Origin of the sequence: Pedobacter panaciterrae, assembly GCF_013204795.1 — a bacterium.
Lineage (GTDB): Bacteria > Bacteroidota > Bacteroidia > Sphingobacteriales > Sphingobacteriaceae > Pedobacter > Pedobacter panaciterrae.
Genome location: NZ_JABMKW010000008.1, coordinates 532,925 through 547,866, shown reverse-complemented (window position 1 = coordinate 547,866; position 14,942 = coordinate 532,925). Strand labels below are relative to the sequence as shown.

The window sequence follows — 14,942 nt, the reverse complement described above, 5'->3', positions numbered from 1 at the left end:
TTCAAATCTAATAAATTGAATTATTTAGCTCTAAAAAGTTAAAAAAAGGCTAATGCGCACAAAATCAATCCCAATAAAACTAGTATGGATCAACATCCACCTGAATGTTTACTGCGCGATACTCCTTTTCTGATTGAAATTGAATAATGGTATCTTTCAATATCGACTTCACCTTTTGTATCGAAGTATTTTTATCGCTCTTAATGATTACTTGTTTGATGTAGTAATTCCTCACGCGTGACACTAATGGTTGTTCCGGGCCCAACACTCTCCCACCTAACTGACCTTTAAGAATGTTTGCAAACTTCTGCGAAGCCACATTTAAAAGATCAGCATCTTTGTGCTTTATATTAATAAAGATGAGCCTTGTAAACGGTGGGTAGTTAAACTGCTTCCGTTCTGCAAGTTCCTCATTATACATTTCCAGGTATTTATTATCAATAACCTGATTAATGATTCTATGATTATCATCATAAGCCTGTATAATAACTTTGCCCTGCTTATCCCTTCTGCCTGCTCTACCCGCAACCTGAGCCAACAACTGGTAACTTCTTTCAAAAGCCCTGAAATCAGGATAATTCAAAAGTGTATCTGCATTAATTACTCCAATTAAAGTCACATTATCAAAATCCAATCCTTTAGCAACCATTTGTGTACCGATCAAGATATCTGTCTTTTTCTCTTGAAAATCAGAAATGATCTGTTGCAGTCCATTTTTAGTACGTGTGCTATCTACATCCAATCTTGAGATTTTAGCTTCAGGAAAAATCAAACTCAGTTCTTCTTCCACCCTTTCAGTGCCAAATCCTTTCTGTTCAATGTGAACAGACCCGCAAGCCGGACAAATGTTAATGCTACTTTGGTGATAACCGCAATAATGACAATGCAATTTCCCACTTGTTTTGTGATAAGTTAAACTCACATCACAATTCACACACTTAGGTGCATAGCCGCAAGTACCACAAATTAAAATAGTGGCGTACCCCCGTCTATTTTGAAATAGGATTACCTGTTCCTTATTTTCCAACGTAAAAGCAATTTCATCAATCAGCTTAGTTGAAAAATAAGAAACCATTTTCTTACGTTTGGTCTCTTCAGAGATACTGATCACTTCCTGCAAAGGCAGATCAACACCACCAAATCTTTCGGTAATTGTTACAAGACCATACTTTCCGCTAACTGCATTGTAATAGCTTTCAATAGATGGCGTAGCAGACCCAAGCACAATTTTGGCCTGATGAAGATGTGCCAGGTAAACCGCAGCATCCCTAGCCTGATATCTTGGCGATGGATCATGCTGCTTATAAGAAGACTCATGTTCTTCATCAACCACAATTAATCTCAGTTCTTTAAAAGGCAGAAATACCGCGGAACGAGCGCCCAGAACCACCCGATATTTGCCATTTAATACCTTATTCCAAATTTCTACCCGCTCGTTGTTATTGAATTTAGAATGGTAAACACCAATAGCATCTCCAAAATAGCGCTGTATGCGTTCTACTATTTGAGTAGTTAAAGCAATTTCAGGTAATAAGAACAATACCTGCCCTCCTTTTTCGATTGCTTTTTCAATCAGTTTTATATATATCTGTGTTTTTCCTGATGCAGTTACACCATGCAGCAACATAACATCCTTAGTGAGAAAACCATCTTCTATTTGTTGCAGGGCTTTATTTTGAGCTTCGCTAAGTTCAAAATTTAGCACAAAGTCATCGGCATTTTCCAGTAATCTACTAACCGGCCGCTTGTATATTGCAAAAACCTCTTTATCTACAAGCGTTTTAAGGGCCGCTGTGCCACAAGCACTCTCTTCAAGTAATTGCTGCTTTGAAATCGTAGTCTGCTGCTTAGAAAGCTTTAAATAAGCCAAAAGCGCATTCAATTGTTTAGGTGCCCTTTCTAAAATCGAAAACAGATGCTTTAAGTTTTCCTCTTCATTGTAAAATGGCTGCAGAGAAACGAAAGATTTTAACAGTGGTTTATATTTCTCTACCACTTCTTCAGCGATATAAACCATCCCTTTGCTCAGCAGGGAATTAATGATCGGATAAACCGTTTTTTGTCCCAATAATGCCGATACATCATCTATAGTTAATCTTGGTCTGCTTCTTAAGGCATTTAAAATAATCTGCTCTTTATCTGTAAAAACGATCTCCTGAATAACCCCGTCATCATCAGAAAGCGGACTTTCCTCCTTCAATACGATGATTGTTTCACTTGCCAGTTTCAGGCCGGTTGGTAATGCTGCCGATAGCACATCGCCTTCATTACATAAGTAATAAGAAGTCATCCAATCCCATAAATTCAACTGCTCAGGGGTAATGATAGGATAAGTATCAACAACATCAATAATATATTTAGCCTCATAAACTTCGGGCGCTTCTTTACTGATACTTTTGACTAAGGCTGTATAGATTTTATTCTTCCCGAACTGAACTACTACACGTTTACCGACTGCTATCTGATCATTTAACTCAAAAGGAACACGATAGATATAATTTTTGGACAGAGAAAGGGGTAAAATGACCTCAATAAAGAGTGTCTCTCTTTCAACAAATTCCGGATCAAGAAAATCCAACATTATTTACTTTTTAAAGCCGCTAAAAGCAGCGACAACCAGCCAAGAATCAACAATAACCCTCCAATAGGAGTTACCGGACCAATGTAATTTACAAAGCCAATGTTTGTAACACTTCGTGTTGCGAGCAAATACAACGACCCGGAAAAAAGCAATATGCCAAATGTAAAAAAAACATACGCCAGGTTTACGAACTTGCCTTGCGCGGCTTCCCGACCTTTAAATTGAGCAAGAAAAAGTAATGCGAAGGTATGATAAAACTGATACTCCACTCCTTTTGTCCAGATCTCAATAGAGCCGGCATCCAATACATTCTTTAAGCCATGTGCACCAAAAGCTCCAAGCATTACTGCAATAGCTCCAAATAATGATGCAGTTACCAATATACGTCTATCCATTATATTCTAAACCCACAATTTGAGAAAACAAACTTAACAAACTTGAAGCATTTATTATTAATCCCAACTATTAAAATTAAATTTGTAGTAACCGCAAATGAAAAAAATTCTTGTCATAATAATAGCTCTGTTTACCGCCATCTTAACCCTGGCCTACATGTATTTTTCTGGTCTAAATACAGATCGGGAAAGCAATGACAGTAGTTTATATGCAGCTACAGCAAACTCATCACTCATCTTTTCATTTCAAAACGACAAAAGCATATTTGACATCTTAAAAGGTCAGGATATTTTGCAGGAGATTATTGGAGAGGACAATTTCGCTCAACTGCAATCTATAAAGGACCATATACTGTCAGCTCCAGAGATTAACCGTATTATTGGCAAACAAAATATATACATTAGTCTCATTCCGGGAAAAGACAAACATATAGATTTGTTATATAGCACTCAGATAAATCCTGGATCCAACAGAAATCAATTATTGATTTCATTGGCATCTGCTAAGTTACAATTAGATACCTCACAAAAGATAACCACTATAACCCTACCAGATAGCATGATATTCTATCTGGGCACTAAAGACAACCTTTTACTATTATCAAGCTCTGCTCAATCCATTTCAAATGCGTTATCTAGCCCTAACAGTAACAATAAATTTGTCCAATACATCAAATCGACAACGAGACTCACAAAAAACAGTCTCGCCGAAGTTTACATCAATTTCGAAACCTTTCCTCAACTGTTAAAATCAACCATGCCTGGCAAACTTAGCGGAGAGCTTTCTGTACTTGATAATAACCTTGCATTTGCATCGCTTGTATACAATTTCAGTAAAGAAAAAGTACTACTTACAGGTGTAACACAAAATAATGATCCAAAAAACTACTATGAATTATTCATTAGCTCCAATGCCCAAAAAACTACCATAACCAATATTCTACCGGAAAATACTGCCAACTACACTGTTTTTACTATAGAAAGTTACAGTAATTGGAAAGAAAAGCTACAAAATTGGTTCGTCAGTAAAAAAGAAGAAAATAAAGTAACTAACGTACAAAAAAACATTAGTCTTAAATATCATATAGATCCAAATCAGATATTCCCAAAATATTTCAAAGATCAGCTTATTACCTTCCAGCTAAGCACTGCAGAAAAAATTGGCGCGATCAATTTGAGTAACGGCGAAAAAGTTGATCAGTTACTACTAGATCTTAGTGGAGATTATGGGGATGGCATTAAACTATTTAAAGAGGACGATCTCTTGTATGTTTATTTTGGAGAGCCATTTAAGAAATTTAAAAGGCCTTACTATATCATTATAGATAATTACATGGTTTTTGCTAATAATGCCAGCACAATACAATCTTTCCTGAGCAACTATAAAAACAACCACCTTCTTATAAATAAAGAGAGTTATGCCAACAGCATCAATCAATTGCCAAATACTTCCAGCATTAGTTTCTTCATTGATCTCAATAATTCCTCAGATATATTTCTAAAAAATATATACCTGCCTTACTACAAACACATCACATCTGAAAAGGGATTAAAAAATTATCAATCATTTATATACCAACTTAGCGGAGATAATGGTAAATTTCAAACAAATGTTTTGATGAGCAGGAAACAACAACCTTTAGCTCAAGATTCTTTAATATTAGAAAATGACTCACTATGAGAAAATATCTGATCCTATTCTCATTTCTATTTCTTTTTAATCAGCTAAAAGCTCAACAGTATGGTCTTTTCAATACAAAAACCTTATTTGATGGATTTGAGAACCCAGCGCAAAAAACATTCGTTCTAGATTCCTCGCGAAAATATGCTTCAAATTTCTTCTTACCCTATTTCGGAGTAAATGCCATCAATAAAGGCAATGAGGATATAATGCATAAATTAATTAGCAGTGGAAAACTTTCAGTAAAAGACATTCCAATCGGAACGAATAAGCTAAACCGCGTCTATCAAAATTCCAACATATATTTATTCAATTTTAAGATATTTAAATCCTATAAGTATCATAAGGAGATTGGTTTTTCGTGGCAATTGCGAACAGACCTTCATGCAAAATACACTAATGAATCGCTTGCCGTAATAGATGATTACACCAGGTTCATTAACAATTCCAATTTAACTAAAAATCCGTTTAACAATAGCGGATATGGTCAATCTTATCATCAATTCAGTCTAACCTACAGAGAAAACTATACTAAAAAGCTTGCTTTCGGTGTTAAGATTAGTTTATTAAGTGGAATTTCCTTTAACAGTTTAAAGACTGACCATTCGGCCATCCAGCCCGGACCAACAACGGATAAAATAGCTTTATCATTAAAAGGTACATATAAAGCAAGTTTTCTGGAGGCCAAAGATTTAGAAACTAACGACCTGATTCCTACATTTAAAAACCCGGGACTTGCGCTAAGCTTTGGCACAACATATACCTCAAAAAGCGGGGTGTTTATTATGGCTAATATAAAAGACCTTGGCGTAATACGATGGAGCAACAGTTCCTATGTTAGCAATTTTGACAACATGCTTAATCCTACCATAATCCCGGAGGATAATGGCCCAAACACCCCGCCCCGCAGTCCGAGGGATAAAGATCAAAGGATAAGAAACCAGATTACAGATATTGTAAAAAATGATGCTGTAAATAAAAGCTTTTATACCCTCACAAATGCCAAAGCTGATTTCCTGATTTCTAAAACATACAGTTTCTATACACCTAGTTTTATGGTGTCAAAAAATCTGTTTTATAATGGCGGTGATGCAGCCCTTGTAAATAAATTCCGCTATTCTGATTTTTCTATAAGTGCAATTCCAATCTACAACTTCAATAACCTGTTTCTTTTTGGAATGCAGGGAATGTATCAAACCCCAAACTTTGAGTTCTTCTTAGGTTCAGATAATCTCCTTAAGACAACTCGAACCGCTTATGCAGCAATCAAAACCGATACATCGCCAAAGTCAGGATATAATGGTGCATCTTTTTACATGGGATTAGGTATTAAGTTCGGCTATACAGTAGAACACCCCCAAAACAGCAGCTATATACCAGGCTTGGATGATCAGGAAACAGGTTTCTTCAAACGCATTTTCAGTGTATTCTCTAAAAAGAGATGAAGTAAAAATTCACAATGATGGTTTAATTTCTAGATCGGTCGTCATCTCTCACGATGTTCGAGATGACACGGAAGGATAATGACCTGGAAGAATCAATTGTTCTAATACCAAAATATCAGAACAACTGTCTTACTTTTTTTTAGGTGTAGTTAAGACAAAATCCTTTAAGTAAAAGGGCTCGAAATAAGCAACATCTTCAAATCTGGAACACGCATAGGCATCATGAGCAAGTTTACTCATGTAAGATGCTGAGTTAAAATTCAGTTCCGAAAATTTTGCATTTTCCTGCTTCAGCACACCAACGCACTTAGCGGCACCGTTGCCAATAAAAGTTATTACATTATCATTTAGATCCTCGGCAAAGCTCTGATCATCTATTATCTTGGCCACAACCGGAGTCACGGTTCTAAGATTATTATCATAAACAGAAGTAAATACCTCCATCCTTCTGGCATCAATCATTGCGCAAATCAGTCCATCGTAATCAGGATTTTGAAGCATAAATCCTTGTGCCATCATTTGAAGAGTAGGAATTGCAATTAATGGCTTATCAAGAGCAAAGCACAGTCCTTTTGCTGTAGAAACGCCAATACGCAATCCTGTATAAGAACCTGGCCCCATACTTACTGCTACAGCATCAAGATCCTCAAATTGCAATCCTGTAGAATCCATAGCCTCCTTTATAAACAAAGTTAAGCTACCGGCATGAATATTATTTGCCATTAGCTCTTTTAAAGCTATGGTCTTACCATCATGTGCTATTGCAGCAGAACAGACTTGTGTAGCGGTTTCAATTTGAAGTATAGTAGCCATCAGTTTAAATTAAAAATATCATTACGGAACAGGATCATGGCCATGACCACCCCAAGGATGGCACCGGCCAATACGTTTCAAAGTTAACCAGCCTCCTTTAAACGGACCATGCTTTTTAATAGCCTCAATACCATATTGAGAACAAGTAGGCGTATATCTGCAACTTGCTCCAAGCAATGGAGACAATAACCATTGGTAAAGCTTTATCAAGCCTAAAAAAAACCAGCCAATTAGCTTTTTAATTATCCCCATCAGCTTTTTTCATTTCATTGGTCCCAACGGCTGCAACTAATTTTTTAAAAACTCCGGACATTTTTTTCTCAAAAAATGAATAATCGTAAATCTGCTTGCCAATAAACTGCACAGAAAGCAACAATAGCTCATTAGAACCGACAAGAGATGTGTAAAGCTGTGATTGTTTCCCAAGGCGATAAACCTCACGGGTGCGGCGTTTAATCAAGTTTCTATCTACTGCCCTTTTAAAGCGTTTTTTAGAAACATTAATTACAACCTGCACAGGATATTTGTGCGCTGTATCTACGTATAAATAAGATACGCGAAAGGGGTATAATAAAAAAGAAGAACCGTTCTTAAATAGCAAGTCAATTAACTTCCTGCTACATAACCGTTCTTCTTTGTTAAATGTGTTCATGTTTTTGATCGCAACTTTGCAGATGTCCTGATCTGCTAACACCTAAACGTGCTGCAATCAAAAATTATGCTTTATGACGACGTTCGTCAGAAACTGATAATCTTTTTCTTCCTTTTGCACGACGTGAAGCTAATACTCTTCTACCGTTTGCTGTAGCCATTCTTTCGCGGAAGCCATGCTTGTTTCTTCTCTTTCTTTGCGAAGGTTGGAATGTTCTTTTCATAACTGTATTATATCTTAGACTATTTTTTTAATTAAGAGGTGCAAATATAGTGCGATTTTTTTCTAATTGCAAATAGAATTAGAATTTTCTATAAGCCTAGTGCAGCTTTCAACTTCACATACCCTGTTTTACTCACTGGCAGCCATATATCCGATTTTAAAAGAACAATATAACTATCCTTTTCTTTCAGCTCGATCTTAGTAACCTGCGCCAAATTTATAATATATGAACGATGTATCCTAATGAATTGAGCGGAGTCCAAAGTTTGTTCAAAAAAGCTCATTGTTTTATTCTTATGAAATATCCCCTCAACGGTACTCATTTTCACATAATCATCATCTGCCTCCAGGTAGTGAATATCAGAAACGGCAATAATTTTAATTACCCCATTCTTTTTAACTACAACCCTATTATTTTGTGTTGGACTAAGCGCTGCAGAATCTAATAATTCTCTGGTTGATTCATCACTATTGTTATTCAACCTTGATGGTAGTTTCTGCATAGCAAGATCAAACCTGCTCTTTTCAATAGGTTTTAATAGATAATCGACCGCATTAACTTCAAACGCCTTAATTGCATACTCATCAAATGCCGTGGTAAATATTACCGCAGGCGGTTTCTCTACTAATTCCAACATCTCAAAACCATTAATTTTTGGCATTTGTATGTCCAGAAAAATAAAATCAGGCTGGTGCTGAGTGATCGCTTTAATACCTTCAAACCCATCATTGCATTCTGCCACCACCTCAATATTTGGAAAGTCGCTCAGATAATGTTTCACAATATCCCTGGCTAAGGGTTCATCATCAATTAGTATTGTTCTTATCATTTGCCTGAGGTATTTTAAGCGTTGTTATAAATAAATTATCTTCTGTAGCCTTTGTTTTCAGCAATTTTTCATCAGCGAACAACAAATATAGCCTTCTTTTAATAGCAGACAAACCAAAACCAGTTCCGCCAGCCGCCTTCATTTCAGGATCATAAGGATTTTGTACCATAATCACCAGTACATTATTTTCAACCTTTACTTGCATTGAGATTGTAATTGCAGCCGAGGTATTGTAAAGGCCGAATTTTATTGCATTTTCTACTATCGGCTGTAACAATGTACCTGGCAAATACAGATTCAACGTATCCTCGTCGATATTAATATCAATATTCAATCTGTGGCTAAATCTTACTTTTTCAATATCAAGATAAAGCTGGATATATTCCATCTCTTCTCCTACGCTAACCCAAACCTCATCATCACGTTTTAATGTACCTCTTAAAAAGGCGGCAAGCTTAGTGATCATGGTGCCTGCCTCTTTAGGATTTACTATAGTAAGGGCATATACAGAGTTCAAGCTGTTAAACAAAAAATGTGGCTGCAGCTGATGCCTTAGCTTATTTAATTCTGCTTCCTTTGATAAGTTCTGAGCCGTGAGCAATCTTTGCTGGGTGGCAGACTGTTCTTCCAGTCTGTACCATAATATATTTGCTAAAGCACACCAGGCTAAAAATATAAATACAATAATAAAGCGAACCAATAAAGACAAGTTTAAAAAACTTTGGTAAGTAAGGTTATCTACAAACAAAAAGTTTAGTGCAAACTTACTTGCAAAAGTGATGATCAGAGCCAGCATTAGAGTTAACACCAGTATAAACAATATCGTTTCATTTTTAGGTTGGTAATAACCTAATAAATTACTCAGAATAATACATGCTATAGCCAATAGCCCATTTGTTATTAAACTGTCAGCAACAGAAACAGGCAGCGTAAAATTCAGTGTATAATAAAACAGGAACACAAAAATTGCTACCCAGGCTAAAAATATAACAAGGGCAAACTTCTGGATCTGTGGAACTGATAGAGGTCTAGTTGTCAAAACAATCTAATTCTGTAGTTGTAAGTTGTATATGTTCTTTTAAAAAGGCCTGTCTCTTTTCTATCTGATCTAAAAAAGCAGAGACATCAATTGGTTCATGCATTATTGATGCTATTTCAGCACCATCATCAGGTGTTTGAATTTCATGCAGATCAGCAATGCAAATAAATCTCCAGGTTACCAGTTCGCCACTACAGTTATTAAATGGCGGATGAAAACTATTGGCTGTTTCTTCTGCTTTTAAAAGTGCTTCTGCACTATTTAATGCTAGCATTAATCTTAATTGTTCATCAAACTGCGGTTTGTAACTACCCTCACCGCAAACTATTTCATAAATATACCTTACTAAAAACCATTTCATAACATAGGGTTTTAAAAGTTTCTAATATCCACCCCGCCAAATAATGCCACCCCCTTAATAATTATTATTTTTCTTGGCCCGTCTATCACCTGACCCATTGCTCTCTTATCATCCATACCACCAAAAATGGCGGTAACTTCAGATTTCACTTCCCAACTTGGTGGAATCACGATCTTTAATCCTCCAAATATTGCAACCACCTCCAGAATTATTGTGCCTTCAAAATCAGCTTGCGTTAAGTTGATATCCGAGCCACCAAAAATCGCGATCACATCCCCTCCTTTAAAATTCTTTGAGAATACATTTTGATGGCTGCCTCCAAACACATTCACGGAATCAAGAATATCATCTTTATCTATATCGCTATATTCTTTCGTTTCATCTGTATTCACAGCTTCATCAAAGTTTCTGAAACGTGGATGTCTTTTATTCCATCTTTTTCTCCACCTCTCTTTATCCCATTCAGTTCTTTTGGGTTTAAAAATCATGTACAAACCAAGAATAATAAATGCAATAGCAAAATAGTATTTGGACAAGTCAAATTCTCCAATGTCTTCAAGTGTAAAAAACCCTCCTACCAACACCATTATCATCCATCCACCACCGTTAAAGTTCCTCTTATAACCAACCAGCAAGCCGATTACAATCAACAAGGTATGCCAGCTGATAACCCAATGAGGAATATCGATGCCAAAATTCCTTAAAAAGAACACCAGACCTACACCTAATATTATCAACCCACTCCATAATCTGCTAGAACTGTTGTTGTTCGTAAATTTTTCCATTTCTGTATATTTTATATAATTCAATAAAGTCTATTAAAATCTTTATGAATTTTATGCTCTATTTAACTTTTAATATAATGTACTAGATCAAATGTATATAGAACCATCCCATTAGCCAACATTAATGATTTATATCTACGCCAAAGATCGGTAAACGTGCATTTTTAATCGGTGAAAATATCCCTTACTTTTGACACATGAAACATCTCCTTACTATTATTTGCATATGCCTGCCCTTATTTATTTTAGCGCAAACTTCGCGGCAGTATAAAATTTATGATGTTAAAAATCGAAAAGTTATCTCTGTAAATGAATTGATCCAAAATCTAAACAAAACAGATGTTTTATTTTTTGGTGAAGAGCACAATGATTCTGTAGGTCACACATTGGAGCTTGAAATTCTTAAACAGATCCATCTTGCATATCCCAAAACTGCTCTTTCTATGGAAATGTTTCATACCGATGTACAGCCCGTGATAAATGAATATCTAGGAGGTTATATCTCTGAAAAAAATTTCACGAAAGAAGCTAGGGCATGGAACAACTATAAGGACTACAGCCCCCTTATTGAATATGCAAAAGCCAACAAAATAGATGTAATTGGAGCTAATGGAGCTGCAAGATATAGCAATATGGTTAGTAAATCAGGGCTCAATGTTTTAAATACCCTTCCTAAAGAGTCGAAAGCTTATTTACCCCCACTACCTATAGACACAGCAACCGGAAGCTATTACAATAAATTTATAAAAGAACTTGGCGGCCATAATATGGGTAGCATGAAAATATACCAGACTCAGAATTTTTGGGATGCTACAATGGCTTGGTCTATTGTCAGATATATAAAGAAACATAAGGGTACAAAGATATTACAGCTCAATGGCCGCTTTCATAGTGACGAAAGATTGGGTACGCTTGCAAAATTAAAAAGTACTTCGAAGAAACTTACCATTTCGAATTTGTCGTGTTTCCCTTCGGCAGATTTTAACAACCCGGAATGGGAAAAACACAAACACCTGGGTGATTATATTATTATAACCGACCCAGGTGTCAAAAAGAGCTTTTAATTTACTTTTTCAGTAAATCTCTGATTTCAGTAAGTAGAACTTCTTCTTTAGTAGGACCTGCAGGTGCGGCTGCAACTGCCTCTTGTTTGCGTTTCATTGAATTAATCCCTTTTACAAGCATAAATACCGCTAATGCAAGTAATATGAAGTTAATAGCTACTGTAATGAAATTACCGTAAGCAAAAACAACAGCTCCAGGAACTTTTCTTGCATCAACAAGTGCCATTCCTTCGGAAACAGTTCCTTTTAGTACTACATACATATTACTAAAATCAACCGAGCCGACTATTGTTGAAATTAACGGCATGATAAGGTCATTAACAACACTGTCTATGATCTTACCAAAAGCACCACCGATAATTACACCGACTGCGAGATCCATCACGCTGCCTTTGATGGCAAACTCTTTAAATTCTTTTACAAACCCCATAATAGTTTAGTTTTGTTTTATCTAAAATTAGAAAATTAAACATAGATATCAAAGAATTGTTTTTGAAGAAATTCAAAAAAAAACGGCCGCCCATCCAGGCCAAGCCATTTTCTAGCCTAAATTTAACCTGTTATTGGCACCCCTATGACAGACATCCACCATGGCTCCGCCAATAAAGCAAATAGCTCATAAAATTCATAAATCGGAATCAGCGACACATGAAAGAATCAAACTATTAAAAAGGGAGGTTTTGTAAAAGCATCTGTACTATTGCTCGATTACACAAAACTCCATAAGATTGAATTGGCGTATATACTTGTTAGACTCAATGACCATTCATCACTGGCAGCTTACAATTTCTTTCAGCAAATAAACACTTTCGAAGAGGTAATGGAATGTTCTCAGATCGCCGGACAATATGATTTTCATCTTAAAGTTGCGACCACCTGCTCTAAGAGTTTTTATGTTTTTTTTGAAACAAAACTTAAAGCAATGGCTATGGTGGGAAAAACTTTCACTTATTATGTATTAGCGGAACATAAGCGTGAAGCGGCGCTCAAACTTTCGTGATTTGTTTTAAGTACAAATTTTGAGATAGTAAGTATTATAAATAAGAATACAATGTTGCATTATATTCTTATTTATAATATATTTAATCGTATGAAATCAATTGATCGTAAATCCATACAATTGATTACCAAAAATTGGATGAATTTTGGTTTAGTTTCAGATTTGGAAAGGGCGCTGACTGGGGCCTGTAATATAGTCGGTTTTTGCAGCACTTTAATAGGTACCTTGTTCGGACCTCGTTCGACCAGAGCCGAACAAAAACAGAACCGGAGTGGTACGAGGGCTGAATGACCTGGACCACCCAATTTTTATTCACGCATAACCCTTTTTTCTAGCTATTTCAAAACCTTTTCAACGTATATTTGCGCCAAATTATCATTAAAATTAATTACATTAATCATAAAAAAACATTTATATAAAATCATCGTCAAAGGGGAATAGATATTTGTAATGTCGATGAAATATTTCGCTAAAAACGGTTGATATATTTCGCTCTGTTTATCAGGTATTTTCTATAATATAATTGTGGCAATTGCTATTATATAAACGAAATGCGTATTTTTGAAACAGGTATATTAAATTACCGGGCCACTTACTCTATGCTTAAACAACATTTACAACAAAAACTCCTTCAAAAATTATCGCCTCAGCAAATTCAGTTTATAAAATTGCTGCAGGTACCAACCGTTGCTTTAGATACACGTATTAAAGAAGAATTGGAAGAAAATCCTGCATTGGAAGATCCAAGTCTAATGATTGCAGAAGAACCTAAAAGTGAGTATGATGATTTAAATGATGCACCGGATGATTTTGATGCCGGAGCAAAGGAAGAAAGTGTTGATGAATTTAATGTAGATGACTATTTGCAGGACGATAGTGTAAATGATTACAGTACATCGTACAATAACAATGATGACGATGAAGAGAAAAAGGAAACTCCAATTGCGATTGAAAGTACCTTTTTTGAAAGCCTTCAGGAACAACTGGATCTTGTTCCTTTATCAGATCAGGACTTTATTATTGGTAAACAAATTATAGGAAGCCTGGATGACGACGGTTATTTACGCCGCCCAATTACTTCAATGATTGATGACCTTGCATTCTCTCAAAATGTAATGGTTGAAGAAGAAGATGTTTTTGAAATGCTTAAGGTTATTCAGGCATTTGATCCTCCGGGTATTGCGGCCAGAGATTTGCAGGAGTGCTTAACCCTTCAGTTGAAACGGAAAGACCCTAGTAACCCAATTATTTTAAAGGCTATTGAAATTGTTGAAAATTATCTTGACGAGTTTACCAAAAAGCATTACGATAAACTTGAAAAATCTTTAGGTTTAAGCAGTGAAGATCTTAAGGAGATTATTGCCGAAATATTACGGCTCAACCCTAAGCCTGGCGATTCTAATCAGGTAACAACAAAACAATTACAGGTAATTCCCGATTTTCATGTATCAAATAATGATGGTATCTTAATTCTTACGCTCAATTCAAAGAATGCACCGGAATTAAGGGTTAGCCGCTCCTATATTGACATGTTTGATCATTACGATAAAGCAGCCCAGAAAGATAAAAAGATGAAGGAAGCGGTTCAATTTGTAAAACAAAAACTGGACTCGGCAAAATGGTTCATCGATGCCATTAAGCAAAGGCAGCAGACTTTGCTTAAAACCATGAATGCTATTATGCAATATCAATACGAATACCTTCTTACCGGAGATGAGCGTAAAATGCGCCCAATGATCTTAAAAGATATTGCAGATAAAATAGATATGGATATCTCTACGGTTTCGAGGGTTGCTAATTCTAAATATGTTCAAACCGAATTTGGTACTTTTCTATTGAAATCGTTCTTTTCTGAAGCCATACAAACAGAAAGTGGTGAAGAGGTTTCTAATAAAGAAGTTAAGAAAATCCTTGAAGACTGCATCGGCAATGAGGATAAACGCAAACCACTTGCAGATGAAAAGCTCACAGAGATACTAAAAGACAGAGGGTACAATATTGCCCGCAGAACTGTAGCTAAATATAGGGAACAAATGAATATTCCTGTGGCCCGCCTTAGAAAAGAGCTTTAATA

General features: G+C 35.9%; 16 protein-coding genes. 5 read left to right on the top strand and 11 right to left on the bottom strand.

Going from position 1 to position 14,942, the window contains the following annotated elements; translation table 11 throughout:
* Positions 1–79: 79 nt before the first annotated feature.
* Together priA and HQN86_RS04580 are read right to left on the bottom strand one after the other, a co-directional pair.
* The gene (gene priA / locus HQN86_RS04585; protein WP_172659837.1) at positions 80–2,581 is read right to left on the bottom strand and encodes a replication restart helicase PriA; all 2,502 of its coding nucleotides are present in this window, start codon (positions 2,579–2,581) and stop codon (positions 80–82) included.
* Positions 2,581–2,976 (bottom strand): DUF423 domain-containing protein, encoded by a 396-nt coding sequence (locus tag HQN86_RS04580; protein ID WP_172659836.1) that lies wholly within the window; start codon positions 2,974–2,976, stop codon positions 2,581–2,583. Before HQN86_RS04580 ends, priA begins: the two co-directional genes overlap by 1 nt.
* A gap of 97 nt (positions 2,977–3,073) precedes the next feature.
* Between HQN86_RS04580 and HQN86_RS04575 the strand changes: the two genes are divergently transcribed.
* Entirely contained in the window at positions 3,074–4,657 is a 1,584-nt protein-coding gene (locus HQN86_RS04575) for a hypothetical protein (RefSeq protein WP_172659835.1), read from the top strand.
* Positions 4,654–6,102, top strand: coding sequence for a DUF5723 family protein (locus HQN86_RS04570; RefSeq protein WP_172659834.1), 1,449 nt, complete (start codon positions 4,654–4,656; stop codon positions 6,100–6,102). The genes HQN86_RS04575 and HQN86_RS04570 overlap by 4 nt, the downstream gene beginning before the upstream one ends.
* 129 nt (positions 6,103–6,231) lie before the next feature.
* Here HQN86_RS04570 and tsaB read toward each other — a convergent pair whose 3' ends face one another.
* From tsaB to HQN86_RS04530, 8 genes are all read right to left on the bottom strand, one after another.
* Positions 6,232–6,915, bottom strand: coding sequence for a tRNA (adenosine(37)-N6)-threonylcarbamoyltransferase complex dimerization subunit type 1 TsaB (gene tsaB / locus HQN86_RS04565; protein WP_172659833.1), 684 nt, complete (start codon positions 6,913–6,915; stop codon positions 6,232–6,234).
* Positions 6,916–6,936: 21 nt separating this feature from the next.
* Positions 6,937–7,167: a membrane protein insertion efficiency factor YidD gene (yidD, locus tag HQN86_RS04560; protein ID WP_172659832.1), complete on the bottom strand. Its 231-nt coding sequence runs from the start codon at positions 7,165–7,167 to the stop codon at positions 6,937–6,939.
* A complete protein-coding gene (rnpA, locus tag HQN86_RS04555) occupies positions 7,154–7,567 on the bottom strand; it encodes a ribonuclease P protein component (protein WP_172659831.1) in 414 nt (137 codons plus the stop codon). Before rnpA ends, yidD begins: the two co-directional genes overlap by 14 nt.
* A 64-nt stretch (positions 7,568–7,631) precedes the next feature.
* The gene (gene rpmH, locus HQN86_RS04550) at positions 7,632–7,790 is read right to left on the bottom strand and encodes a 50S ribosomal protein L34 (RefSeq protein ID WP_055133745.1); all 159 of its coding nucleotides are present in this window, start codon (positions 7,788–7,790) and stop codon (positions 7,632–7,634) included.
* Between the two features lie 88 nt (positions 7,791–7,878).
* Positions 7,879–8,619: a LytR/AlgR family response regulator transcription factor gene (locus HQN86_RS04545; protein WP_172659830.1), complete on the bottom strand. Its 741-nt coding sequence runs from the start codon at positions 8,617–8,619 to the stop codon at positions 7,879–7,881.
* On the bottom strand, positions 8,597–9,658 hold the full coding sequence (locus tag HQN86_RS04540) for a sensor histidine kinase (protein WP_246269427.1): 1,062 nt from the start codon (positions 9,656–9,658) through the stop codon (positions 8,597–8,599). Before HQN86_RS04540 ends, HQN86_RS04545 begins: the two co-directional genes overlap by 23 nt.
* Positions 9,648–10,019 carry a DUF4288 domain-containing protein gene (locus HQN86_RS04535; RefSeq protein WP_172659829.1) on the bottom strand — a complete coding sequence of 124 codons (372 nt, stop codon included), beginning with the start codon at positions 10,017–10,019 and terminating at the stop codon, positions 9,648–9,650. Before HQN86_RS04535 ends, HQN86_RS04540 begins: the two co-directional genes overlap by 11 nt.
* 11 nt (positions 10,020–10,030) lie before the next feature.
* Positions 10,031–10,804 (bottom strand): LiaF transmembrane domain-containing protein, encoded by a 774-nt coding sequence (locus HQN86_RS04530; protein WP_172659828.1) that lies wholly within the window; start codon positions 10,802–10,804, stop codon positions 10,031–10,033.
* A 197-nt stretch (positions 10,805–11,001) separates the two neighbouring features.
* Between HQN86_RS04530 and HQN86_RS04525 the strand changes: the two genes are divergently transcribed.
* Positions 11,002–11,868, top strand: coding sequence for a ChaN family lipoprotein (locus HQN86_RS04525; RefSeq protein ID WP_172659827.1), 867 nt, complete (start codon positions 11,002–11,004; stop codon positions 11,866–11,868).
* Between the two features lies 1 nt (position 11,869).
* Here HQN86_RS04525 and mscL read toward each other — a convergent pair whose 3' ends face one another.
* Positions 11,870–12,298, bottom strand: a complete 429-nt coding sequence (gene mscL / locus HQN86_RS04520; protein WP_172659826.1) for a large conductance mechanosensitive channel protein MscL — start codon at positions 12,296–12,298, stop codon at positions 11,870–11,872.
* A gap of 270 nt (positions 12,299–12,568) precedes the next feature.
* Here mscL and HQN86_RS27130 point away from each other — a divergent pair, with 270 nt between their 5' ends.
* Complete coding sequence (locus HQN86_RS27130) at positions 12,569–12,868, top strand: Lrp/AsnC family transcriptional regulator (RefSeq protein ID WP_353935603.1); 300 nt, start codon at positions 12,569–12,571, stop codon at positions 12,866–12,868.
* A gap of 599 nt (positions 12,869–13,467) precedes the next feature.
* On the top strand, positions 13,468–14,940 hold the full coding sequence (rpoN, locus tag HQN86_RS04510; RefSeq protein ID WP_172660307.1) for an RNA polymerase factor sigma-54: 1,473 nt from the start codon (positions 13,468–13,470) through the stop codon (positions 14,938–14,940).
* Positions 14,941–14,942 lie beyond the last annotated feature (2 nt).

Excerpts from the sequence above, each read along its gene's own strand:
- mscL (WP_172659826.1), bottom strand. The coding sequence starts at position 12,298 with ATGGGGTTTGTAAAAGAATTTAAAGAGTTTGCCATCAAAGGCAGCGTG.
- rnpA (WP_172659831.1), bottom strand. The coding sequence starts at position 7,567 with ATGAACACATTTAACAAAGAAGAACGGTTATGTAGCAGGAAGTTAATT.
- rpmH (WP_055133745.1), bottom strand. The coding sequence starts at position 7,790 with ATGAAAAGAACATTCCAACCTTCGCAAAGAAAGAGAAGAAACAAGCAT.
- priA (WP_172659837.1), bottom strand. The coding sequence starts at position 2,581 with ATGTTGGATTTTCTTGATCCGGAATTTGTTGAAAGAGAGACACTCTTT.
- HQN86_RS04535 (WP_172659829.1), bottom strand. The coding sequence starts at position 10,019 with ATGAAATGGTTTTTAGTAAGGTATATTTATGAAATAGTTTGCGGTGAG.
- HQN86_RS04570 (WP_172659834.1), top strand. The coding sequence starts at position 4,654 with ATGAGAAAATATCTGATCCTATTCTCATTTCTATTTCTTTTTAATCAG.
- HQN86_RS04525 (WP_172659827.1), top strand. The coding sequence starts at position 11,002 with ATGAAACATCTCCTTACTATTATTTGCATATGCCTGCCCTTATTTATT.
- yidD (WP_172659832.1), bottom strand. The coding sequence starts at position 7,167 with ATGGGGATAATTAAAAAGCTAATTGGCTGGTTTTTTTTAGGCTTGATA.
- HQN86_RS04575 (WP_172659835.1), top strand. The coding sequence starts at position 3,074 with ATGAAAAAAATTCTTGTCATAATAATAGCTCTGTTTACCGCCATCTTA.
- HQN86_RS04580 (WP_172659836.1), bottom strand. The coding sequence starts at position 2,976 with ATGGATAGACGTATATTGGTAACTGCATCATTATTTGGAGCTATTGCA.
- tsaB (WP_172659833.1), bottom strand. The coding sequence starts at position 6,915 with ATGGCTACTATACTTCAAATTGAAACCGCTACACAAGTCTGTTCTGCT.
- HQN86_RS04545 (WP_172659830.1), bottom strand. The coding sequence starts at position 8,619 with ATGATAAGAACAATACTAATTGATGATGAACCCTTAGCCAGGGATATT.
- rpoN (WP_172660307.1), top strand. The coding sequence starts at position 13,468 with ATGCTTAAACAACATTTACAACAAAAACTCCTTCAAAAATTATCGCCT.
- HQN86_RS04530 (WP_172659828.1), bottom strand. The coding sequence starts at position 10,804 with ATGGAAAAATTTACGAACAACAACAGTTCTAGCAGATTATGGAGTGGG.